The organism is Prevotella sp. P5-50 (assembly GCF_002251295.1).
GTDB lineage: Bacteria > Bacteroidota > Bacteroidia > Bacteroidales > Bacteroidaceae > Prevotella.
Genome location: NZ_NPJA01000033.1, coordinates 244,079 through 267,894, shown reverse-complemented (window position 1 = coordinate 267,894; position 23,816 = coordinate 244,079). Strand labels below are relative to the sequence as shown.

At 44.9% G+C, this 23,816-nt stretch carries 17 protein-coding genes; 6 read left to right on the top strand and 11 right to left on the bottom strand.

The genetic code is table 11. The annotated features are described in order from the left end of the window. Positions 1-1,046 precede the first annotated feature (1,046 nt). From CIK88_RS08260 to CIK88_RS08250, 3 genes are all read left to right on the top strand, one after another. Positions 1,047-1,808 (top strand): DUF4384 domain-containing protein, encoded by a 762-nt coding sequence (locus tag CIK88_RS08260; protein ID WP_094390701.1) that lies wholly within the window; start codon positions 1,047-1,049, stop codon positions 1,806-1,808. 354 nt (positions 1,809-2,162) lie between these two features. After that, on the top strand, positions 2,163-3,221 hold the full coding sequence (locus tag CIK88_RS08255; RefSeq protein ID WP_094390700.1) for a GNAT family N-acetyltransferase: 1,059 nt from the start codon (positions 2,163-2,165) through the stop codon (positions 3,219-3,221). 249 nt (positions 3,222-3,470) lie between these two features. Continuing rightward, complete coding sequence (locus tag CIK88_RS08250) at positions 3,471-5,246, top strand: sulfatase-like hydrolase/transferase (protein ID WP_254046875.1); 1,776 nt, start codon at positions 3,471-3,473, stop codon at positions 5,244-5,246. A 108-nt stretch (positions 5,247-5,354) separates the two neighbouring features. Here CIK88_RS08250 and CIK88_RS08245 read toward each other — a convergent pair whose 3' ends face one another. Together CIK88_RS08245 and rd are read right to left on the bottom strand one after the other, a co-directional pair. Further along, positions 5,355-5,729: a desulfoferrodoxin gene (locus CIK88_RS08245; protein ID WP_094435764.1), complete on the bottom strand. Its 375-nt coding sequence runs from the start codon at positions 5,727-5,729 to the stop codon at positions 5,355-5,357. A gap of 54 nt (positions 5,730-5,783) precedes the next feature. Next, a complete protein-coding gene (rd, locus tag CIK88_RS08240) occupies positions 5,784-5,945 on the bottom strand; it encodes a rubredoxin (RefSeq protein WP_094390698.1) in 162 nt (53 codons plus the stop codon). Positions 5,946-6,222: 277 nt separating this feature from the next. Between rd and CIK88_RS08235 the strand changes: the two genes are divergently transcribed. After that, positions 6,223-6,657, top strand: coding sequence for a DUF4384 domain-containing protein (locus CIK88_RS08235; RefSeq protein WP_094435762.1), 435 nt, complete (start codon positions 6,223-6,225; stop codon positions 6,655-6,657). Positions 6,658-6,735: 78 nt separating this feature from the next. Here the strand turns inward: CIK88_RS08235 and CIK88_RS08230 are convergent, their stop codons facing one another. Beyond that, complete coding sequence (locus CIK88_RS08230; RefSeq protein WP_094435759.1) at positions 6,736-7,668, bottom strand: AraC family transcriptional regulator; 933 nt, start codon at positions 7,666-7,668, stop codon at positions 6,736-6,738. 110 nt (positions 7,669-7,778) lie between these two features. Between CIK88_RS08230 and CIK88_RS08225 the strand changes: the two genes are divergently transcribed. Further along, a complete protein-coding gene (locus CIK88_RS08225) occupies positions 7,779-8,939 on the top strand; it encodes an MFS transporter (RefSeq protein WP_094435757.1) in 1,161 nt (386 codons plus the stop codon). Positions 8,940-8,966: 27 nt separating this feature from the next. On the opposite strand, the gene CIK88_RS08220 is transcribed toward CIK88_RS08225, so the two are convergent. The 7 genes from CIK88_RS08220 to CIK88_RS08190 all read right to left on the bottom strand — a co-directional run bounded on the left by CIK88_RS08220 (position 8,967) and on the right by CIK88_RS08190 (position 21,140). Then, complete coding sequence (locus tag CIK88_RS08220) at positions 8,967-10,127, bottom strand: M14 family metallocarboxypeptidase (RefSeq protein ID WP_094435755.1); 1,161 nt, start codon at positions 10,125-10,127, stop codon at positions 8,967-8,969. A 483-nt stretch (positions 10,128-10,610) separates the two neighbouring features. After that, entirely contained in the window at positions 10,611-11,879 is a 1,269-nt protein-coding gene (locus CIK88_RS08215) for an IS4 family transposase (protein WP_094435753.1), read from the bottom strand. Positions 11,880-12,299: 420 nt separating this feature from the next. Further along, positions 12,300-13,919 carry an MFS transporter gene (locus tag CIK88_RS08210; protein ID WP_094435751.1) on the bottom strand — a complete coding sequence of 540 codons (1,620 nt, stop codon included), beginning with the start codon at positions 13,917-13,919 and terminating at the stop codon, positions 12,300-12,302. A gap of 45 nt (positions 13,920-13,964) precedes the next feature. Further along, complete coding sequence (locus tag CIK88_RS08205; RefSeq protein ID WP_094435749.1) at positions 13,965-16,130, bottom strand: S9 family peptidase; 2,166 nt, start codon at positions 16,128-16,130, stop codon at positions 13,965-13,967. A gap of 16 nt (positions 16,131-16,146) precedes the next feature. Further along, entirely contained in the window at positions 16,147-17,610 is a 1,464-nt protein-coding gene (locus CIK88_RS08200; RefSeq protein WP_094435747.1) for a DUF1846 domain-containing protein, read from the bottom strand. Between the two features lie 16 nt (positions 17,611-17,626). Continuing rightward, on the bottom strand, positions 17,627-19,507 hold the full coding sequence (yidC, locus tag CIK88_RS08195; protein ID WP_094435745.1) for a membrane protein insertase YidC: 1,881 nt from the start codon (positions 19,505-19,507) through the stop codon (positions 17,627-17,629). 31 nt (positions 19,508-19,538) lie between these two features. Further along, positions 19,539-21,140, bottom strand: coding sequence for a CTP synthase (locus CIK88_RS08190; protein ID WP_094435743.1), 1,602 nt, complete (start codon positions 21,138-21,140; stop codon positions 19,539-19,541). 330 nt (positions 21,141-21,470) lie between these two features. Here CIK88_RS08190 and CIK88_RS08185 point away from each other — a divergent pair, with 330 nt between their 5' ends. After that, positions 21,471-22,769, top strand: a complete 1,299-nt coding sequence (locus tag CIK88_RS08185; RefSeq protein WP_371591536.1) for a DUF3078 domain-containing protein — start codon at positions 21,471-21,473, stop codon at positions 22,767-22,769. 291 nt (positions 22,770-23,060) lie between these two features. Here the strand turns inward: CIK88_RS08185 and CIK88_RS08180 are convergent, their stop codons facing one another. Continuing rightward, positions 23,061-23,444 (bottom strand): DUF1573 domain-containing protein, encoded by a 384-nt coding sequence (locus CIK88_RS08180; protein ID WP_094435741.1) that lies wholly within the window; start codon positions 23,442-23,444, stop codon positions 23,061-23,063. Between the last annotated feature and the right edge of the window lie 372 nt (positions 23,445-23,816).

Genomic DNA, 23,816 nt, shown 5'->3' with positions numbered 1-23,816 from the left:
GTTATAAGCCGTTATATATCGTCTAACGCTTTAGTTATCAAGTATGTATGTGTACTGTTAAGATTTTGCTAATGATAACGGATTTTAGGGCAAAAATATATTATAATTTTACATGGTGGCGTTTGTTGTATGGCTTAAACATTTACAAAACCAGTGCGGTGTTATTAGGTCTATGAACAGAACATAGCTGTTGGCACAAATAAAAGAAATAGATGCAATAACACTTGCAGTTGACACAAATACCTGGAAAACGAGTAGTTGTGTAAACTACTATATTATTTTCAAGTATTATCCAACGTTTGATAAAAGTATTATCCAACGTTTGATAAAAGTATTATCCAATGTTTGATAAAAGTATTATCCAATGTTTGATAAAAGTATTATCCAACGTTTGATAAAAGTATTATCCAACGTTGACAAAAGTGTTTTCCAACGTTGATAAAAGTATTTTCTAACGTTTGGCAAGGGTGTTTTCCAACGCTTGGCCAAATGTTGTGTAATGTTGTACAAACACAATGAACAATATGGCCTGTCATAGAAGGTACTATCCCTATTGTTATCAAGTAATAAAGAATGGTGTTGAAGGGGAGACTGTATAGGCAGCCATGGATATTGATGGGTGGTCGATTGGTGGTCGATCACTCATTTGAATATCTTTTGACCACCGTTGTAAGATGCTATATGGTAGGTTGTTATACGTAATTGGTGGTCGGTGGTCGAAAAGTTGACGAGTCGCGTGCGCGTATGTGCGCGTGCGTACATTAGTATATAGAGCTTGGGTTTCATGTTGAGTATGAATGAGCCATCCTCGTACTGCTACAATAAAAATGTGAAAATAGACTTTGTAAAACCGGAAATAGTCCTTATATTTGCAGCGTGAAACAATAAGTATGCTAACCATTACAAATTTGATATCTATAAAGATGATGAATAGAATGAAGTTTACGATGCTTTTTGCCATGTTATTTTGTCCCATCATGCTGATGGCGCAGAAGGTGTAAACCGTAGCAGGTGAATATACATACGCAGCACCACAAAATGTCACGTTGCGCGAAGCCAAGGACTATGCCTTGCAAAGAGCTAAAATCAAAGCATTGGCAGACGAATTTGGAACTACCGTATCGATGACCAATTCGTCGTTTGCCAAAGAAACCAGTAGTGAATCTATTGATAAGTTTGTACAGGTGGCAGAATACGAGGTGAATGGCGAATGGATAGAGACCGTCGGTAAACCGGATATAACCGTAATACCACAAGATGATGGTTTTCTCATCACAGCAAAAGTAAAGGGAAAGGCGCGCGAAATAAAAAGAGCCAAGGTAGAGTTTATGGCAAAAGTGTTGTGTAATGGCACCGACGATAAGTTTGAAACCGACCGCTTCAATACCAACGATCAACTCTATCTCTCTTTCCGGTCGCCCACTGATGGTTATTGTCTGGTTTATCTCATCGATGAGAGTCAGAAAGCCTATTGCCTCTTGCCTTATCGCCAACAGACGACAGGCAATTTCCCAATAAAGGCAAACCGTCGTTATGTGCTTTTCTCGCCTAAGGATGCCGACCGCAGTATCGCGTCGTTAGTAGATGAATACACACTCAACAGTCAAGAAAGCAAAGAGTATAATCAGCTCTACATCATTTTCTCACCCAATCCTCTGACCAAGACCATCGACCGTTCAACCACAGAACTCATGCCCAGAGAGACCACAGTAGAAAACTTTAGGAAATGGCTTGCCCGTTGCCGACGCAACGACCTTGATATGGCTGTGGAAGTGAAGAATATCGTTATTAAAGGGCATGAAAAATGAAGAAAATCAATACCAATTGGGCTTATTGGTGGTTATATATATCATTTGTTTTAACCAAATCATTAGAACAAGCATCTTGTAATTTTATAAAGACCGATTTGGGTTAAATTGCTCCATGATTGCAAAAATTTCTCCAAAAGGAGTGAGTTTCTCAGATTTTATTTGTATTTTTGTCATGTCTGATGAGGTTTTGTTTGATTATTACAGCAACACTAAATTAAGTGAATTCCTCTGACATGGCAAAATCCTGGGACGCTCGGCCCTGCCGCTTAGCTAGTCTAAGAACTCATTGGCTGGCAGCCTAAGGCTGCGTAGCCATATACTCAAATTTTAACGAACTATTGTATAAGACTTATGAAAAATAATATATCTATTAGTCAACATAGCAAGATAGAAAGCATTAAGAATCAATGGCTTGTGCTCGACAAGATAGCAGAAAACAAAACATCTGCATACATCAACTATACCTACTATCAGACATACGAATGGAATTACTTCATTGCTCACCATTCTACAGATGGTTTAGGAATACTTACTACCATTATGCGCTACGATTTAATAACAGTAGATGGTAAACCTTTCGCCATTATTCCTTTTGCTGTTACACGCTCATCAAAAAAGGCACGAATACCATCATGCCGAGTAGGAGGTGTGCTGAATATGGTTTGCCCATATACATACGAAGGCAACGAGGAGATAATGAAGGCTATTGCCGACCATATAGTAGCCTCATGTAAGGGAATGACGCTAAGCCTTGCTGATGTGCCGTGTCAAACTCCTTTTGCTAAAATAATGAAGCTAATCGACAATAATACTATCGAGCGTACAAGCTTTCATGTACCATTAACACAATTTGCTTCTCACGAAGAATATGTGTCGTCGCTACCTAAAAATATATATAAGAATATTCGCAAGTCGTATAATCATCTTACCACAGATGGTAAGAAAATGGAGCTAAAAGTGTTTAACCACGACAATATGGCTTCCGACAGCTATTTGCGCTATCTTTGGCATTTCTATTTCAAACGTAAGATGGCTTGGCGACACAAGAGCTATAATGCTTTCAGCAATATCACCACCTACTTAAAGGCTGTCTACGAGGTGAAAAACGGTTGCGCTACAGCAAGCTTGAAAAAGCTAAAAGATGCTCAACTTTATGTTTTGGAAATAGACAAAAAGCCTGCAGCATTTATGATTGTATATCGTCATAACAAAAATCTACTTATGCCACGTCTTGCTATCGACACCTCTTTTAGTCGCTATTCGCCAGGTATATTGCTTATTTTGGAGGCTACAAAGCTTTGGATGAACGAAGGTATAGTAGACTTCGACATGTGTCGTGGCGACGAAAGATATAAAAAGGAAATGGGTGGCATAAACGAACCACTTTGCCGCATAGAAAAGCGGATATAAAGAAAAAGAAGGAGTTTTTGCTTGTTTTCTTTTTGCAACACTAAGATAAGTGAATTCTTCGACATGGCAAAATCCTGGGCCGCTCGGCTCTGCCGCATAGCTAGTCTAAGAACTTTTTGTTGTTCAGGTACTTAAAAAGTTTAATTTATAATAGTGTTGCGGAATTAAGGTTTACCTAAATATGACTTATAAAAATCAATTGATAAAGAGCATAAAACAAGGTTTTTTGTTTTATGCATTTTTACAATATTGATAGCCATTCAGTTTGGCTTTTATATTGTGGATAGTTCCATTCTCGACTATATGGATTTGGAGGGATGGGTTTTCTTTGCTGCATCTTGCGTGAGTCATGCTTCGCAGTTTGCATTGGTGCCTTATCTCTTAAGTCTATTGTTCCTGTTGTGTCGATACAGAAAGACGGCTTTGGTGGTGCAGATAATTGGAGTGGTGTTGCTCAGTGTGCTCAATTACCTCAACTCGCAGGTTTTTTCCATCTATCATTTCCATATCAATGGTTTTGTGTTGAGTATGGTTTTTGGCAAGGGTGCAGGCGAGATATTCAATTTTGATATCTTGCTCTATCTTAAGGAAGTAGGACTCTTTGCTGTTGTCGCAGCTGTCGTAGTGGGAGTGTGGTATCTGTCTCATCGTTTTTGGTTATGGAGAAGAAAAGCCTATGCTTGGCTGATGGTAGGCATCTTTGTAGGCAGTATGCTTTATGCGCATCTTTGGCATGTATATGCAGCCTTCTATCAGCATCAGTCGGTTATGAAGAGTGCCACCTTATTACCTTATTATTTTCCTACTACTTCTAATGGTTTACTGCTCAAGTGGGGATTCAAACAACCAAGAGGAATGGGGAATACCCAGGGCAGACATAGTACTGACTTGCAATATCCCATACACCCATTAGAAGCGGAAAAGCCCGATTCTTTACCCAATATTGTAGTTATTCTTATTGATTCATGGAATCGCAGGGCGCTGACTCCTGAGTGCATGCCTCATACCTATCAGTTTGCTAAACAGAATCAATGGTATACTAATCATACGAGTGGAAGCAATGGTACGAGGAGTGGTGTGTTTAGCCTTTTCTTCGGTTTGTCTTGCTATTATTGGGAAAGTTTTGAACCTGCTCATGTGCAACCACTCTTGATACAGAGGTTGCAGGCTTTAGGTTATGATATTCATACTTATCCCAGTGCTACATGGGCAGACCCTCCTTTCGGCAGGGTTATCTTTGGTGGTGTACCTGGTATACGAACAGAGACCGAGGGTAAGACAGCCTTGGACCGAGATACTCGTATTACCAATCTCTTTATTTCCGATGTGGAAGGTAGAAAGGACAAGAAAAAGCCTTTCTTCTCGTTCCTCTTCTTTGACCTTCCTCATAGTTTTGAGTTACCTGCCGATAAGAATACGCGTTTTCAGCCAGCATGGGCCTTTGCCGACTACACGAAACTGAACAACAATATGGATCCCACTCCTTTTTGGAATCTTTATCGCAATACTTGCTACCAAGATGATTTACTCTTAGGCAGAGTGTTTGAGACTTTGAAGAAGCAAGGATTGTTGGAGAATACTTTGGTTATAATCACTGGCGATCATAGTCAGGAGTTTAATGAGAATCATCGCAATTACTGGGGACACAATAGTAATTTCTCTATTCATCAGATAGGAGTTCCAATGATATGGCATGTGCCAGGACAACAGCCACATCAGTATGCACATCGTACGACTCATTATGATGTGGTCCCTACGTTGATGAAGGAATATTTAGGCGTGAAGAATCCTGAAGACGACTATTCTATGGGCAGGCTTATGACTGATAGTTCACCCCGTCTGTGGCAGATAGTAGGTAGCAATCTGAATTATGCTTTCATTATCGACAAAGATAGTATTTTGGAAAAGACTCCACAGGGGTCGCTTGATGTATACGATAGCAAGATGAATCCTGTGAAGAACTATACTTTGCCTGTCAAGCAATTTGATAAGGCTGTGAAGCAACTGAATCGTTTCTTTAAGTAGCTTCTATATCTGTAGTCGTATGCCATTCGTCAACAGAATAAATAAAAAACAAGGGCAATGAGCATTAGTACTCGTTGTCCTTGTTTGTATAAATGAGTGAGAAATGTATTATTCGCCTTTCCACAGTCCGTGTAGGTTGCAATATTCGCGTGCTGTCACCTCTGTGGCATTAGTCATGAAGATAGCTTCAGGTTTCTCGCCTGGTTTCAATTCATGACGAAGCACATCGGTAGGAGTGAGGAGTTCAATCCATTCGATATAGTGCTCGGGAATCATGGGGTGTTCCACGCTTCCTACCTTGACACGAAAACCTCCCTCTATGGGCTCGATAACAGGTACATGTTTCTCGTAGGCTCCGTCGGTAGCGTTTTCTTCCATCAGTTGCATGGGTTGTCCACAGCAACTCAGAACAGCTCCAGAGTGCAATACTTCTACTACGTTGCTGCAGATGGGGCAGCGATATACTTGTTTTATTTTTGTCATGATAGTTCCTCCTAATATTAAAAGTTAAATGAATATAGAGTCTGAGAACGTAGATTAGCCTACTGGACTAAACTCGTCCTTGCCAACTCCGCAAAGAGGGCAAACCCAATCATCGGGAATGTCTTCGAATGCTGTTCCTGGTGCAATACCGCCTTCGGGATCACCTACTTCTGGGTCGTAAATCCATCCACATACATCACATACATACTTTTTCATGTTTCTTGGTTTTTAAAAAGTTATTTCTTAGGGTTGATTACTCTCACTATCTGTCGCTTGCCGAATTGATGATCTATAAGGATGATGTTCTACGGCTTAACGAGTGATAGATTTGGCAAATATGGAAAATATATGGATAGCTTCCAAGTTTTTTTCTGTAAATGATGTTAAATGCGCATTTGTTTAAGTGCATCTATTCTCGCCATGGCATAGTGAAAACAAGCTTAACTCAGCATATTTGGCTTAACGAAAACGCTCTTTTAAGTCGAAGAAATTCATGCAGAAGGCTGTCAGTATCATGTACACGGTGTTCTCTTTCCAGTCGCCCACTGATGGTTATTGTCTGGTTTATCTCATCGATGAGAGTCAGAAAGCCTATTGCCTCTTGCCTTATCGCCAACAGACGACAGGCAATTTTCCAGTAAAGGCAAACCGTCGTTATGTGCTTTTCTCACCTAAGGATGCTGACCGCAGCATCGCTTCGTTAGTAGATGAATACATACTCAACAGTCAAGAAAGCAAAGAGTATAATCAGCTCTACATCATTTTCTCACCCAATCCTCTGACCAAGACCATCGACCGTTCAACCACAGAACTCATGCCCAGAGAGACCACAGTAGAAAACTTTAGGAAATGGCTTGCCCGTTGCCGACGCAACGACCTTGATATGGCAGTGGAAGTGAAGAATATCGTTATTAAAGGGCAGCCTTGACGAATTTGCAGATATTTCATACAGTATTTGGAAGCAGCCAGTTTTGTCTCATTCTGATGTCTCAGACTCGCTCAAATCTTACGACTTTGTTTCCACACACTTCCGACTCTCTGCAATCCATGCGGACGGAGTCATGCCTTTTACTTTCTTAAACAACCGATTGAAATAGGGGATGTCGCCAAAACCACATGCCCATGCCAATTCGTTGATACGCTGTGTTGTGTCAGATTGTAACAGTTCGCAAAACTTGTTTAACCGATAACTGTTGAGATAAGCAATGAATGTTTGACCAGTGGCCTGCTTCACACATCGGCAGAAGGACGCTGTGCTGAGATTCAGATGCTGGGCAATATCATTGAGCCTGATTTCCTCTTTATAATGAAGCGATATAAAGTCCAATAGTTTGCGCATCTGTTCAATACTCTGATTCATTTCAAACGTGGTGTCTTCCGGTTTACCAATGGGTAATAAATCGGCAGGGTGATGACTTATATAGGTAAGGACAGACCACAGATGACACAGCCTCATGGCATCATCAGCATGCTCCATCGCCAATAGTTGCTGACAGACTACGGCTTTGCTGCTGCCCGTAATCAGATATGCTTGGCGCAGACTAAGCAGAAAGTTGACTACAGGTTTCAGTTCGGGAAATATGATGCAGGCATGCAACAGCATGTTGGCAGACAACTGACACACATGCGACTCCTTGCGACCTGTATCGCCACACGACTCAGGATCGTATATCCAACAATGGGGCATGCTGCCTGGCATGAATACCATTTCACCTTGTGAGAAAAACTCATGGCAGGTGCCAACAATGCGCATACCATAGCCACGCACTATCCAGTTGATTTCCAATTCAGGATGGAAGTGGATGGCAATCTCTTCGCTTATCGGCACCTCATGATGCAGATAGCGAAACGACTTTCCCTCTGTGTCGTAGTCGAGCACCTCATATGCAGGTTGTTTCTCGTCGGTAACCATATCCTTTGACTTTGAATATTTCCTCATAATCGATCAGGTATAATGCTTGTCGGTGCAAAATTAGACAATTATTTGATAATATCTACCAATTATACCTTATTTTCTTACCCTATCTTTGCACGAAAATTGAAAACACAATGAAGAAAGCTCTCTTTGCCTTATCTCTTGGCACTTTTGCATTAGGTATTACTGAATATGTCATGATGGCTATCTTGTCGGAAGTAGCATCAAGTTTGTCGATTAGTATTCCGCAGGCAGGACACCTGATTTCTGCATACGCTTTAGGTGTGGCAGTTGGTGCACCGCTACTCATTGTGGGCTATAGATTCAAGCCCAAGAGTGTCTTGCTGTTTTTGGCATTGGTGATGTTTGCGGGTGCCGTACTCTCTGTGCTTGCTCCCAACTACTGGTTGTTTCTGGTGGCAAGATTCATTTCAGGACTGCCCCATGGTGCTTATTTCGGAGTAGCGTCTATCGTGGCTGTGCATCTTGCACCCGAAGATAAGAAGGGTAAGGCAGTATCAACCATGATAGCAGGAATGACGGTGGCAAACCTGATGGGTGTTCCGGTGTCGTCTTGGCTTTGTTCCACATGGTCTTGGAGATTCCCTTTCCTCATTACCAGTATATGTGCCTTGCTCGTCCTTTGCAGTATCTGGCGCTGGGTGCCCAATATGGATCGCTTGCCAGTGACAGGTTTCAAAGGGCAGTTTCGCTTTCTTAGCACCAGTGCTCCTTGGTTGATACTTACGGCAACATTGCTTGGCAATGGTGGCGTGTTCTGTTGGTACAGTTATATTTCTCCGTTGCTCTCGCAAGAGAGTGGATTTGCATTGACTCAAGTTCCGATGCTGATGATAGCCGCTGGTGCAGGAATGGTGCTCGGCAACATACTGAGTGGAGTGCTTTCCGACCGCTATTCAGCCTATCGTGTTGCACCAGCCACACAGCTTCTTGCCGTTGTCGGACTGATATTGATTTTCTTCCTTGCCGATTATGGATGGCTCTCGGTAGTGCTTATGGTGGTAGTGGCTGGCTGTTTGTTTGCCGTAAGCGGTCCTGAGCAATTCCTCATTCTGCGTCATGCACCAGGTGGTGAGATGCTGGGAGGTGCCTGCGTACAGATGGCGTTCAATCTTGGTAATGCGCTTGGTGCATTTGTTGGCGGATTGCCCATCTCGTTTGGTTGCACACCGCGTTATACGGCACTTGCCGGTATTCCTTTCTGTTTGTTGGGTTTTGTCTGTCTGATGTTGCTTTACAGAAAATCTACCAACACTGCACTTTCCCATTCTTGACGGGAAATGCATTAAAAAGTATAGAGGCTATGGGTTGTCCAGCACTTCGATAGCGAGGTCAGCCCAAACATTTTTATGCTTTTCGAATATGGCAGGAAACTCCGAGATGGGTACGGGATTGGTACTTCCTAATTCTACGGTAACGCTGGGACATTGGTAGATAATCTCTACGTCGTCAGCCCATGTGCCGCCGGCAGGAGCACTATCTGGACCATAGAGTGGATAATTGGTGTGGCAATGGATGAGTTTGGCATAGTCGTGGGCTAACTTGTTGACGTATTTTTTTGCATTCTGGCATCCGTAATAGATGATGTTGCCCGATGTGTGATAGTTGAGAAAAAGGTCATAGTCATAGCGCTGCGACACACGGAGCATCAGTTGGCTCTCTGGCTCGGAGTAGGGCAACAAGCCCGAATAGAAATTGAAACTGCGATGGGTCTTACGGCTTGAAGTAAACGGATTGTTGAAGCCATTGCCGAAATTGCGGTTTATATCTACCCCGTTGGCATTGGCTTTGATTTTTGTATGCGAGGTGCCGTTGTCTTCAGTTTGCCTTACCCATTGTTTCACTTCATCGGTCAGTTGACCGTTGCTGCCGTTTTGTGCAATCTCCACTCCGTCGGGATTGACCATCGGGATGATGACGAAACACACCTGTTGCAGCAGATTGCTGATGCGTTGGCCTTTATATTCACAAATGTCTTGATAGCACATCTGGGCATAATGTTCGAGGAGTGCCATGGTGAGTTGTGTTGCCATATATTCGCGAGCGTGCATGGTGGCTTGTACCATGATGTGGTGACGAGCCGAACGGTTGCCGAGTGTCACCACAGGCAACCGATGTCCCAGTAGGGTTGTGGCGCTGTCAAGTTCGTAACTCACAAAGTCGGGATAGCGTTTGGCGATGGAATCGAGGTCTGTGAGCATTTCGCTGAAGGTGTAGTGTTGGTGGTCGGTATCTATGGCAGCGTATGCGGCAGTCCGTTTGTAGTAGTTCTCGGCAGTTTTACTTTCCTTGTCCTTCAGAACCTTATCCATCAGCCTGATAGCATCGCCATAATTTTTCTGTTTCATCAGCTTGGTGTAGGTCTGTTGATTCTCTTCATTGGTTTGCGCAACTATATTGCCCGTCAGTAGGAAAAGCAGCAGACAGGTCAATATTCCAAATCTATGATACCTTTGTTTCATAAGGATAGGTTTTTTTAATTAATTCATGCCTACAAATTTACACGTTTTTCTCTGAAACAAAGAACATTATACTCAAAAAATGTGTGGTACAAGGCTAAAGGCTTATCTTTATGGTGATGATTACTATTTCAACATGCAAATGTGACCACGTAATTAGTGTTCCATTTGTACGACCGTGGTGGCTCCTATCAGTCTCCTATCTTGCTTGTATGATTATTGGGACTTACGTGGGACTTCTAACGGAGTTACATGGGATGTGATACGTACATTTAGCAATGGTAAGTGTGGGGCGCTAATAATGGGAAGTAATGCGATAATGTAAAGAAAGAGTGTTGTCTTGGAAGCCCTGTCGCGTTACAGTATTATAGTTTTTGAAAACTATTGTTGTCCGCTAAACATGAAAAGTCAGTTTGAACCCATTGTCGTTCAATGAATTCAAACAAAAATACCTATTCCAAGCCCTCATGCTCATATGTGTAAGGGCTATTTTTCTGTTTTAACTGGCTCTGGCGGACTTTCCATCATGGCAGACAATGACTCCTCCCAGTCTTTTTCGGGATACTCAAGGAATCCCTGCATGTCAATGTAGTACATAAGCATAATCCTGACGATGGTGGCAAGCCCTGAGAAGCTCCATGAGCGACTGACACATTTTTGCAACAGCGTAATGAGTAGATTGGCGATGAGCGTCACCCAAACCTGTATCTTGATGGCGTTGGCACTCTCTCCGTAGAAGTATCTGAGTGGGAAATTCTGCTTTATCTGTTTAAAAAGCGCCTCGATGGCCCATCTTGCCTTATAAATGGCCACGATTTCCTCGTATTCTGTCTCAAGATCGTTTGTAAGCAATCGTATGACCTTGGCACTGCCTTTCTTCTTTTCATCGATGTAGGTGACGATACGGGCATGATGCTCTATCGTTTTCTTCTCCATATCGCCTGTTTCCTCATTCTTGCTCTTAATGTCTTTGCGGAAGATGACAAATTCCTCTTTCCACTGCATCAGTCCCTTTTCATTCATATACCAGGTACTCTTTGTGACCTCATACGTCAGGTTTTGCTTCATCTTGGTCACATAAATGATGCCACGCTGCGTAAGTTCTTCGAATTTGGCATAGTCAATGTAAGCTCTGTCGATGGCCAAGTAGTCACCTCTGTTCAGTTTCCCAGGGCAAAGCATGAAGTGGTCGTGTGTGGCTGCAGAAGTGAACTCCACATCGCAAGGTACGCCTTCGTTGCCTTGGATGCATGCGTGCACCTTCATGCCGCCTTTCTTCTTTCCCGTCTTTGGATTGCGTCCCACGCCCTTGAATATGAGGTTGGAGAAGAGGCTGATAGTCGTAGAATCAATGATACGGAGCTTCTTCATCCACTTTGGCACCTTGCCAGAGGGGCTGTCCGCTGAAAGTTTGTCCTTGTATGTCAGGTAAAGCTGCTGGTATATCTTTCCGAAAATCTCGTGCGAGCGTCTGACGTTCGCATCAGAGAGTGTGCTGCGTCTGGGAAGGTCCTTAATGCCCAGATGAGCCAGCTTGCGCCACTCCATCATTGTGGCTGAGGTGATTTCGCGCAGGGAGTCGAAGCGCATGATGACCGCATACAGCATCACTGTGAGGTGACACCATGCGTTGAATGACTTCACATAACGCTCACCGCCCATTTCGCGGCTCGTCTGAAGGATTTTTTGCTTGTTGAAGTAATTAAGTAGCTGATTTAGTATCGGCTGTCCGAGAAAATGTGTACCTTTGCTCATGATTTGGTAATTGTGTTTGTTTAGCAGCTGCAAAATTACCAAAAAGGGCTGACTCCGCAAATAGGAATCAGCCCAATTTTTTATTTTTCGAGACTTACATGTGCATGCATATACGCATACGCAAGTGACGAAGTTTTAGCGGACAACAATATTTGAAAACGAATTTTTCTGCTGTTTATAGGCCAAAAATCGAAAAAATACACTCTAAAACCATTGTTTTAGCTTTTTGAAATCTGTAATACTGTAATATTGTAACGCTTTACGCGTGTAAATATAATTGCGTCATAAAGCGAAGTTCATGCTCTTTTGTAATGATTACTATGAAATGGAATAATATCACATTGAGATAAACGAAATTCGGGGACTCAACCTCATGGTGAGTCCCCGAATGGGTATGTTGCATTGAGTTATCAATTGCAATTACTTGATGTTGGGTTCTTCCAGTCCCAGACCTTTCTTCTTGTCAACAGCCTTCAGCACGAAACCGAGCAACAGGGCTGCAACGCCAAGACTTGCCAACATGATGAGGGGGGCGGTGTAGTCGAACTTTGTAGGATCGGTAACACCCGGATTAGACTTGTCGAGCACCTTACCGATGAGCAAGGGGAACAGCCACAAACCGATGTTCTGAATCCAGAAGATCAACGCATAGGCAGAACCGATAACCTTAGCATCAACCAGTTTGGGCACACTGGGCCACAATGAAGCAGGAACCAGCGAGAACGAACTTCCCAATACCAGAATAGTAGCGTAGGCAATGATGATACCACCCACAGCGCTATCCTTGAACAAAGGCAGAATGAAGGCAAAGGTCAGGTGGCAAGCGATAAGCAATACCGAACCGAGTATCAACATAGAAGCTGCCTTACCCTTGTGGTCAACATAACTGCCGAGGATTGGGGTGATGAGTACTGCCAACAGTGGGAATACAGCGAAGATACTCTCTGCCGACTGACGCATGTAACCCATGTAACAATAGGTTATGAGCGAGATAATTGAAAAGGCGAGCAGGATAAGCTGGTTTCTCTTTACCTTTTGGAAATTGCTGGCAAAACCTGCAGCAGCTACGACGAGCATGATAACATACTGTACGATGGTTACAGAAGAACTTGCCCAAAACGAATCCTGTGAAGGTTCAACGAGGGTGAGGTTACACTGCAGCATGTTTACCGCATACTTCTGGAATGGGAAGATAGCCGAATAGTAGAGCACACACAGCAGGGCAACGAGCCAGAAACCGCTTGACGTGAGAATCTGTCCCAGATCGCTAATCTTGAATGGATCGTCTTTCTCTTCAGCCTCACCAGTCTGACTGTCGAGTTTCTTATCCATGAAGAAATAAACGATGGTCATGATGAGGGCAATACACATCAGTACTACGCCGAAGGCAACGCTACGGCTAACGCTGATATTACCACCGAGCTTGGCAAAGAAGGGAGAGAAAATCATACAGGTGGCAACACCCAAACGTGCCAATGCCATCTCAGAACCCATAGCCAGTGCCATTTCGCGTCCCTTAAACCATTTCACAATACCGCGGCTCACGGTGATTCCTGCCATTTCGCAACCACAGCCGAAGATCATAAAGCCGCAGGCGGCAAACTTGGCTGAGGCGGGCATTCCCTCATAGAAAGGCGAAACGCCCAATTCGTCGAATACAGGAATGTAGTTGAGGTTGTTATTAAACCATACTTCCAGACTGCTGCCTGTGAAATAGTCGGTCACAGCGTACCACTTGACAATAGCACCAGTCAACATAACGGCTGCTGAAAGTACAGCGGTGAAGCGCACACCCATCTTGTCGAGGATGATACCTGCAAAGATGAGGAAAAATACGAATACGTTGAGGAATACCTCCGAACCCTGCATGGTACCGAAGGCGGTAGAGTCCCATCCGCGATACTCCTGCATGAGGTCTTTGATGGGCGAGAGAATATCCATAAAGATATAGCTGCAGAACATGGCGAGGGCAAGCAACAGAAGGGCTGTCCAGCGCATGGCGGCAGAATCTCTCAGAGTTTTTTGAATTTCTTGTGTCATTTGTTTATTAGATAATTGTTTGTTGCAGAGTGAGTGTACTACGGATTATTTCTTCAACCAACGGTCGAGCCAGCCAAAGAAGGTGCGCTGCCACAGAATGCCGTTCTGGGGTTTCAATACCCAGTGGTTCTCATCGGGGAAGATGAGCAGTTCGGCAGGAACGCCACGCAGACGTGCGGCATTGAAGGCACCCATACCTTGGTTATAAACAATGCGGTAGTCTTTCTCGCCGTGGATGCAGAGGATGGGGGTATCCCATTGATCTACAAACAAGTGGGGAGAGTTCTTATAAGTCTTGTCGGCACGAGCGGTACGGTCTTTCTTCCAATAAGCATCGTCGTACTCCTGATTGCTGAAGAATACTTCTTCGGTGTCGGTGTACATGGATTCGAGGTTGAAAGCACCATCGTGTGAGATGAACGCCTTGAAGCGCTTGTTGTGGTGACCAGCGAGATAATATACGCTGAAACCGCCAAATGAAGCACCAACGCAACCCAAGCGGTCTTTGTCAACGAAAGGCAGATTCTTTGCGGCATCATCGATGGCAGACAGATAGTCATCCATGCATTGGCCGGTCCAGTCGCCAGAAATCTCTTCTTTCCACTCCTGACCAAAGCCGGGGAGACCACGACGGTTGGGTGCGATGACTACATAGCCGTTGGCAGCCATGATCTGGAAATTCCAGCGGTAGCTCCAGAACTGTGATACGGGACTCTGTGGACCGCCTTCGCAGAATAGCAGGGTGGGATATTTCTTACCTTCCTCATAGTTGGCAGGCAAGATAACCCATACGAGCATCTCTTTATTATCGGTGGTCTTTACCCAACGCTGTTGCACCTTACCGAAGGTGAGTTGGTCGAGAATCTGCTTATTCTCCTGACTGATCTGGGTAACCTGAGTCTTCTCGATGTTCTTGCCAGGAGTAACCATATAGATATCTGTTGGAGCGGAAATGCTCTGGCGAGTAGCGAGGATGCGCTTACCGTCATTGGCCAGTTGGAGCGAAGTCCAGTCAGACCAGTGGTCAGTCAGCTGACTTACCACGCCTTTGCGATCTACACGATACATGTTCTTGCAACCATGCCATACGCTGATGAAATAGAGCATGGCAGTTTTGTCTTTTGCAGGAGCCCAGCAGAAGGCATCGATATCTGAGTTGTGGGCAACGTACTGCTTGGTGCCGGTTTCGAGCGAATAGACACAGATGCGGTTAAGGTCAGACTCATAGCCATCGCGAGGCATCGACTGCCAAGCAATATATTTACCGTCTGGCGAGAACATAGGATTCTGGTCGTAGCCAGTATTGGCATTAGGGTCTGCATTGACAGCTTGATCCGTACGGGTGTGGGTCATGTCGGTTGCAGGCTGTTTCCAGTCGGCAGGTTTGCAGAGGTTGCGTGTCTCGCGCGTACCTATATTATAAAGGAAGATATCAGAGTCGGTCGAAGTAGCATATTCCATGCCGATTTTCTTGCGGCAAGTATAGGCAATGGTCTTCGAATCGGGACTCCATGCCAACTGTTCAATACCACCGAATGGTTCCATAGGACATTCGAAAGGTTCGCCTTCAAGAATATCTATACCCTGTCCAACTCCTTCAGCAGTCACTTCTGCTAAGAAAGGATGCTGGATGCTCTCTACGTAATGATCCCAATGGCGGTACATCAAGTCGGTAACGCGGCGTCCTGTAGCCAAAGGCAGGTCGTCGGGGTTCTTCTTGATGATTTCGTGGAAAGGAATCGACTGTATGAGGATGACTTTCGTTCCGTCGGGTGAGAATTTAAAGCCTTCTACCTTGCCCCCAGTCTTAGTCAGTTGTTGGCGATCGCTACCGTCGGCTTTCATGGTCCAGATTTCTCCGCCACAGTTGAACGCAATGGTTTCGGCATTAAGCCATACGGGATCTGTCTCGCTCTTGCAGCTGGTGGTGAGCTGGCGTTGCTGGCTACCGTCGGCATTCATGATGCAGATGACCTGATGGCCTTTGTTTTGCTTCACGCTGTAGTAGCCTACTTGATAGACCACCTGACTGCCGTTGGGTGATGCAGCCACACCGCCAATGCGTCCCATGGCCCAAAGAGCTTCGGGAGTCATCATCCGGCTGTTGAGCTTGATGTTGCTTTTTCCAATGTTCACGTTGTCTTGTGCTTTTGCTGTCCCAGCGCCTATGATGAGCAGAGCGGTGGCGACAAGTGTAATTAGTTTGTTCATAGATTACAATTCTTAGCTATTTTTTCTTGATAGGATCGCATGTCAGTCCGCATCCCAGTTTCTTGAAAATCTTTCGATCTACTTCGCTGAGCATGACGGTGCTGTGAACTTGACAGTCGCGCAACTGTGGCAATTGCTCTAATGCGCGGCGACAGTTCTCATCGTTTTCCGAAAGTACGGAGAGCGCCACGAGTACCTCATCGGTGTGCAGACGTGGGTTTCTTGCTCCGAGGAATTCGGTCTTAGTCTTTTGAATGGGTTCTATCATGCTTTGTGGGATGAGTTTCACCTCGTGGTTGATGCCAGCCAGATATTTAGTGGCATTGAGGATTAGTGCGGCGCAACATCCGAGCAACGGACTCGACTTGGCGGTGATGATCGTACCGTCATGGAGTTCGATGGCTGCTGAGGTGTGTCCTGTTTCTGCTTTGTATTTAGCAGCAGCCACGGTAGTTTTGCGGGTGGCTGTGGTAATCTTAGCCTGATTGAAGAGCATCAGGATTTTGTTTACCTCGTTTTCATTGTCGGCACCATCAGCCAGTTTGTTGGTAGCAGCATAGTAGCGACGTATGATTTCATCCTTTGATGCTTGACAGCACATTTCGTCGTCGGAAATGCAGAAGCCTACCATATTGACACCCATGTCTGTGGGCGATTTGTAGGGGTTCTCGCCATAGATTCCTTCGAAGAGCGCATTGAGCACAGGGAATATTTCTATGTCGCGATTGTAGTTGATAGCCACTTTGCCGTAGGCTTCCATGTGGAAGGGGTCGATCATGTTGACATCGTTGAGGTCGGCGGTAGCAGCCTCGTAGGCGATGTTGACAGGATGTTTCAGCGGCAGATTCCATACAGGGAATGTTTCAAACTTAGCATATCCGGCATGAACACCACGTTTGTTTTCGCCATAGAGTTGGCTGAGGCATACAGCCATCTTACCGCTTCCGGGTCCAGGAGCTGTTACGATGACGAGTGGGCGTTCAGTCTCTACGAAATCGTTTTTGCCGAATCCTTCGTCCGAGGCGATGAGTGCCACATCATGTGGATAACCATCGATGAGATAGTGTACGTAGGATTTGATGCCGAGACGTTCCAAGCGGTGGCGGAAGGCATCTGCAGCACGCTGTCCGTCGTAGTGGGTGATAACTACTGAGCCGACCATGAAGTCGCGGCTCATAAATTCGTCGCGCAGTCTGAGCACATCTTCATCATAGGTAATGCCGAGGTCGGCACGCACCTTGTTTTTCTCAATGTCATCAGCGCTGATGACGATGACTATTTCCAAACTATCGCGCAGTTGTCCAAACATGCGGAGTTTGCTGTCGGGCTTGAAGCCTGGTAAAACTCGTGAGGCATGGTGGTCGTCGAACAGCTTACCGCCGAGTTCGAGGTAGAGTTTACCATCGAACTTGGCGATACGCTCGCGAATGTGTTCTGACTGTATTTTGAGGTATTTATCGTTGTCGAAACCTATTGTCATGATATTAGCGATCTTGTTATTTCTTGTGGAGATTGTTGCGCTGGCGTTGCAGTTCTTCCTGTTGCTTTTGTAGTGCTTCCAGACGTGCAGCCAGTCCACTTTGTTTCTTAGGATTGTTCTTGTTGGCCTGATAGTTGGCTTCCAGTATGGCGAGGAGTTTCTCGTCGTTAGTGGTTTTGCGGAGCAGCCACATGATGCTGGCAGAGAAGAACAGCGAGATGAAGTAATAGAAGTTAAGACCGCTGGAGTAGTCGTTGAAGATAAAGAAGAACATGAGCGGCATGATGTACATCATCCATTGCATCATCTTCATCTGCTCTGCCTGCTGTCCAACCATCTGGTCACGCTGTTGGCGCATAGAAATCCATGTGTAGATGAGCTGTGCGGCACAGAAGAGAATACAGGTGAGTGAGAGGTGGTCGCCGATACCCCAGATATTGGTGCCCCATTCAAAAATGGGGTCGTAGGTAGAGAGATCGTCCATCCAGAGGAAGCTCTGTCCACGCAGTTGAATGGCATTTGGAACAAACCAGAACATGGCAATCCAGATTGGCATTTGGATAATCATGGGGAGACATCCACCCATTGGGCTTACACCATATTTGGAGTAGAGCGACATCATCTCCTGTTGTTTCTTCATCTGGTCTTCCGGCTTGTCATACTGCTTGGTAGCCTCTTCGAGTTTGGGTTTGAGCACGCGCATCTTGGCAGATGACATGTAGCTCTTCTTCACCATAGGATAGGTAATAACCTTGAGGATGATGGTGATGAGAATCAGCACGACACCCATACTGAAGCCGAGGCTTGCCAGGAAGTCGAAGACATAGAGCGTGAACCAACGGTTGATCCAGCGGAAGAGTGTCCATCCGAGGTTGACGAGCTGTTCGAGGTCGAGGTCTTTGCCAAACTGGCTTTGTGCTTCTACACTCTGTATGAGGCGGAAATTGTTGGGACCAATATACATTTCAAACTCAGAGACCTTGACACCTGTTGGATCGAATGCAGTCTTGAGTTTTGCATCAAACTGTTTCAGATAGTTGGTGCCTTTCTCCTGTGAGATGCTGGAGAGTGCAGCATTAGCCGAGAAGTTGTCTTTAGAAATGAAAGCAACGCTGAAGAACTGGTTGCGGAAAGCCACCCAGTCGAGTTCTTCCTCAATGGTTTTTGACTTATCACCCGACTCGGAGAGATTGTCGGTGCTACCTTTGCTCTCTTTATAGAAGATAGAGGTGTAGCGATTCTCAAAGGAGTGTCCCTTCTCGTGCTGGCGGCAATGGTCAGTCCATTCAATCTCCATCTCCTTATAGGTAGGTGCGAAGGCTTTTGCCAGTCCTTGAGCTTGAAGTGAGAAGTGGAGCATGTAGTCGTTGCCGAGTCTGTATTTCATGATGAGCTGTCCGCCATTGCTGGCTGTGGCTGTCATGGTAACGGTCGAGTCAGTTTGTTCTGATGGAACGAAGTAGAGGTCGGCAGTTACGATGTTGTCCTCTTTGCCTGCAAACAGGAAGTTGAGGTTTTGGTCCTTGGCATCGAAGAGTGTGAGGTCTTTAGCGCCATTGAGGTCTTTGAAACCGAGAATACGAGCCTTGCGCACTACGCCACCTTTGGTGTCGAGTGTCAGTTCGAGTTTGTTGTTTTTCAGAGTAACCTGTTTTGATTTGCCGTTAAGGGCAGGGTAGAAGAGTGCCGTAGTGTCGGCAGCCAGCGCCTTCTCCTGTTGCTTTTTGTTGATAGTTTCTTGGGCAGCGGCCTTTTTAGCCTTGTCCTGGAGTGCTTTGGCGATGGAGTCTTGTTGACGTGCGGCTTCGATCTGCTCTTGCGAGGGACTGTTGTACCAACTGAACCCTATCAGCACGACTGCGATGAGGATGAAACCGATGATGGTGTTCTTGTTCATTTCTTGTTGTTTTGTTCTTTCTGATTATTTTTTATTTATTTATTATTGCTGTTTTTATGAAATCAAGGAAGAGCGGATGTGGATGGAGCACGGTCGATTGGTATTCTGGGTGGAACTGTGTTCCGATGTACCATTTGAGCTCTGGTATTTCTACTATCTCCACGAGATTGCTTTCTGGGTTTCGGCCTACACATTGCATGCCTTTTTGCTCATATTCCTTGATATAGTCACTATTGAACTCATAGCGGTGGCGGTGGCGCTCCTGTATGTGTTCTTTCTGATAGATGTTGAAGACGTGTGATCCTTGACGCAGGATGCAGTCGAATGCACCGAGTCGCATGGTTCCGCCCATGTTGGTGATGTCTTTCTGTTCTTCCATGATGTCAATCACGTTGTGTGGTGTCTTTTCGTTCATTTCCTTGCTGTTGGCATCAGTATAGCCTAACACGTTGCGTGCAAATTCGATGACCATCATCTGCATGCCGAGGCAGATGCCGAAGGTGGGGATATCGTGTGTGCGGGTGTAGTGGGCGGCTATGATTTTGCCCTCTATGCCGCGGTGGCCGAATCCCGGACAGATGACGATACCGTCTTGACCTGCCAGTTTTTGTGCCACATTATCTTCTGTAATGTCTTCCGAGTTGATGAATGTCAGCACAGTCTTGTGGTCGTTATATACTCCTGCTTGCGAGAGACTTTCGCGAATGCTCTTGTATGCATCCTGCAAGTCGTATTTTCCCACCAGTCCGATGTGTACTTCTTTTGTGGCTTTGTTGCGTCGGTCGAGGAAACTTTTCCATGGTCCGAGTTCTGGAGTGGGACCGACCTCCATGTTCATCTTGCGAAGAATGGCGGTGTCGATGCCTTGGTTTTGCATGTTGACCGGCACTTCATAGATGCTGGGTAGGTCTTCGCTCTGTATGACGCAGTCGTAATCGACGTTACAGAAGGCAGCCACTTTATGGCGTATCTCATCGCTCAGATGTTTCTCTGTGCGGAGCACGAGGATGTCGGGCTGTATGCCCACGCTCTGTAGTTCTTTTACTGAATGCTGGGTTGGCTTGGTTTTGAGTTCCCCTGCTGCTCTCAGATAGGGTACGTAGGTCAGGTGCACGTTGATGGCATTCTTTCCCAATTCCCACCTCAGCTGTCGGATGGCTTCCATGAATGGAGCACTCTCGATGTCGCCGATGGTTCCGCCAATTTCTGTGATGACGAAATCGTAGTGGTACTTTTCTCCCAGCAGTTTGACGTTTCTCTTAATCTCGTCGGTGATGTGTGGTACCACCTGAATGGTTTTTCCCAGATAGTCTCCGTGGCGCTCTTTGTCGATGACAGCTTTGTAGATTCGTCCTGTTGTCAGCGAGTTGGCCTTGGTAGTCTGAATGCCTGTGAACCGTTCGTAGTGTCCGAGGTCGAGGTCGGTTTCCATACCATCTACCGTAACATAGCATTCTCCGTGTTCATAGGGATTCAGCGTGCCCGGATCGATGTTGATGTATGGGTCAAACTTTTGAATAGTGATGTTGTAGCCACGGGCTTGTAAAAGCTTTCCTATTGATGAAGAGATAATGCCCTTTCCCAGTGACGATACTACGCCACCCGTGACGAAAATGTATTTTGTGTGTGTCATATGTAATAATATAAGTATAATTATTAATACAAGGTGCAAAGGTACGAATAAGTGAGCAGAATACAAAAGAAAACTTTTCTTTTCTTTTGTATTCTCGAACGCTAGTACCTAAGCGACAACGTCGCAGAGGTACGAATAAGTGAGCGAAATGCTAAAGGATATTTTGTTTTTCTTTCATTTTTGAACGCAAGTGTCAAACTATCCATGCTTATTCCCGATACATCTATAACGCTATCTATGGGTGTGCAACATCGGTATGGCGAAATAAATATGGGTATTAGGATATGATTTGAGATTTATTTCGTATCTTTGCATCCGAAATATTTGATAATGATGAAATACAAGTATCTGTTACTTCTATTGTTTACTCTGCTGACTGCCACACAGTCTATGGCCCAGCGCAGATTGACTAAAAGTGGTAGGGCAAGTGCCGATACCGCTTTGATTGTGAAGCAATATGCCGACTCGTTGGCATTACTCAAGCAACAGCTTGAAGAAGTGCGGCGAGTGAACGATAGCCTGCATAGCGAATCGACCGATGGGCGCTATTATCGCCTTTTTGCTCCTACAACATTCTATCACTCAGGTGTGAAGCGTCAGTTTTCGCTTGATGGAGAGAAAGGTGACGAAGTAGCAGAGGCTGTTGACAAAGCTATGCTCCAACTCTATATGAAGCGTCCAGACTTGGTGAAGAATAACGAGACACGTTTGAAGAAAGCTGGAACGCTACGAGAGGATGTCAACAAGGAAGTGAAGCAGAAGGTAGATCTTACACGAAAAGTTGAGTTGCAGCCAGAAGAACCAGAGGCTGTGCCCATCGGACTGGTAGTTACGAAGCCTAACTTCTGGAAGTTTAAAGGCGAAGGCTATCTGCAATTCCTGCAAAACTATGTGTCGGACAACTGGCATAAAGGTGGTGAGAGCAACTACTCGGCAGTAGGAGCTGTTACCCTTGAGATGAACTATAACGACAAGGATAAGATAACTTTTTCAAACAAGTTGGAGATGAAATTAGGTTTCCAAACCTCTCGCTCTGATACGTTGCATAAGTTTAAAGCCAACAACGACCTGCTTCGTCTGACCAGTAAACTCGGACTGCAAGCATCGAAAAAATGGTATTATACCTTGCAGTTGCTGGCTTATACGCAGTTTGCTAGAGGACTGAAATCCAACGATGAGTTTACCTATTCCGACTTCATGTCGCCTTTCGATCTCAACCTTGGTGTCGGTATGGAATATAAGCTGAAGGCGCTTAATGGAAAATTGACAGGTTCGCTCAACTTCTCGCCCCTCTCGTTCAACTTCCGCTATGTAGCACGCAATACCTTGTTGGACCGTTATAAACTTGGTGGTCACCATACTAAGGAGGACTTCGGTTCGCAGTTTACTGGTGATGTGATGTGGACGATTACCGACCAAGTGACGTGGAAGAGTCGTCTTTACTATTATACCTCTTACCATCGTGGATTGATGGAATGGGAAAACCAATTCCGGTTTCAGGTGAGCAAGTATATCTCAGCCAACCTTTTCCTTTATCCTCGCTTCGACGATTCTGGCAAGCGCGACGACAAACTTGGCTATTTTCAATTCCAGGAATATTGCTCGTTGGGTCTGAACTATTCGTTCTGATTCTGCATTCGATACCCATACAAAGACTCCTCGACAGTAATTTGTCGGGGAGTCTTTGTATGCAGACCATTACTTCGGTATGTCTTTTGCTTTGTCTTTCGAAGTCTGTTTCGTGGTGTGACGGATATTGGAATGATGCTCTCAAGATAAGGTAGCGTCGTGATTGAAATAATGTAGCGTTTGAGAGATGGATTTATGAGGTGTTGGGTCTCAGCTATGTCTCAAATAAAAAACCGGTCTGTTTGCATCAAGTAAACAGACCGGTTTCATATTATAATTTCTTAATAGGTATTATTCTGTCATGTCACCTTCAATATAAAGACGAGTCATCTCTATAGCACCATTTGTGCGGATAGTGATGGTCTTTTTGAAGTGTCCAGGGAATTTTCCTTCGCCATTGTATGTCACCTTGATCGTACCTTTTCCACCGGGCTGAATGGGAGTCTTGGTGTATTCAGGAACGGTACAGCCACATGAGGCAATGGCCTGATTGATGACAAGTGGTTTCTCGCCTACGTTGGTGTAGGAGAAGGTGCAAGTCACTTTTGGATTCTTTTCAGAGAAAGTGCCAAAGTTGTGGGTGAGTTTCTCAAACTTGATTTCAGCAGGTTTCTGAGCCATCATCGTGGCCATTCCGCATACGAGCATCAAGGCCATAAGTATCATTTTTTTCATGTTCTTTCCTTTCTTTGTTCTTAAAAACGATACAAAAGTATGGCTTTTTCTTGATACATATGCAAAAAACAGATAGTTTTTTTGTATTTTTAACTGATGTCTTTCAGGTGAGTAACTATCAAATTCTATCTGTTTGTACTGATGATTGCATCCCGAACACATCCCGAACACATCCCGAAAGAATAAGGTATAAATGGCCTTTGTAGTAGCCAATAGGTAGTTTGAAAGAGAAAAATTCGTACCTCTGCGCCATAGTCGCTTAGGTACTTGCGTTCGAGAATAAAAAAGTAAATTGCTTTTTTCTTTTTGTATTCTGCTCACTTATTCGTACCTTTGACTTATAGTCCAAGGTACTTGCGTTCGAGAATAAAA

What these genes read in the sequence shown, in the direction of transcription:
- CIK88_RS08255 (WP_094390700.1), top strand. Translation starts at nt 2,163, where the DNA reads ATGAAAAATAATATATCTATTAGTCAACATAGCAAGATAGAAAGCATT.
- CIK88_RS08245 (WP_094435764.1), bottom strand. Translation starts at nt 5,729, where the DNA reads ATGACAAAAATAAAACAAGTATATCGCTGCCCCATCTGCAGCAACGTA.
- rd (WP_094390698.1), bottom strand. Translation starts at nt 5,945, where the DNA reads ATGAAAAAGTATGTATGTGATGTATGTGGATGGATTTACGACCCAGAA.
- CIK88_RS08235 (WP_094435762.1), top strand. Translation starts at nt 6,223, where the DNA reads ATGCAGAAGGCTGTCAGTATCATGTACACGGTGTTCTCTTTCCAGTCG.
- CIK88_RS08230 (WP_094435759.1), bottom strand. Translation starts at nt 7,668, where the DNA reads ATGAGGAAATATTCAAAGTCAAAGGATATGGTTACCGACGAGAAACAA.
- CIK88_RS08225 (WP_094435757.1), top strand. Translation starts at nt 7,779, where the DNA reads ATGAAGAAAGCTCTCTTTGCCTTATCTCTTGGCACTTTTGCATTAGGT.
- CIK88_RS08220 (WP_094435755.1), bottom strand. Translation starts at nt 10,127, where the DNA reads ATGAAACAAAGGTATCATAGATTTGGAATATTGACCTGTCTGCTGCTT.
- CIK88_RS08215 (WP_094435753.1), bottom strand. Translation starts at nt 11,879, where the DNA reads ATGAGCAAAGGTACACATTTTCTCGGACAGCCGATACTAAATCAGCTA.
- CIK88_RS08210 (WP_094435751.1), bottom strand. Translation starts at nt 13,919, where the DNA reads ATGACACAAGAAATTCAAAAAACTCTGAGAGATTCTGCCGCCATGCGC.
- CIK88_RS08205 (WP_094435749.1), bottom strand. Translation starts at nt 16,130, where the DNA reads ATGAACAAACTAATTACACTTGTCGCCACCGCTCTGCTCATCATAGGC.
- CIK88_RS08200 (WP_094435747.1), bottom strand. Translation starts at nt 17,610, where the DNA reads ATGACAATAGGTTTCGACAACGATAAATACCTCAAAATACAGTCAGAA.
- yidC (WP_094435745.1), bottom strand. Translation starts at nt 19,507, where the DNA reads ATGAACAAGAACACCATCATCGGTTTCATCCTCATCGCAGTCGTGCTG.
- CIK88_RS08190 (WP_094435743.1), bottom strand. Translation starts at nt 21,140, where the DNA reads ATGACACACACAAAATACATTTTCGTCACGGGTGGCGTAGTATCGTCA.
- CIK88_RS08185 (WP_371591536.1), top strand. Translation starts at nt 21,471, where the DNA reads ATGATGAAATACAAGTATCTGTTACTTCTATTGTTTACTCTGCTGACT.
- CIK88_RS08180 (WP_094435741.1), bottom strand. Translation starts at nt 23,444, where the DNA reads ATGAAAAAAATGATACTTATGGCCTTGATGCTCGTATGCGGAATGGCC.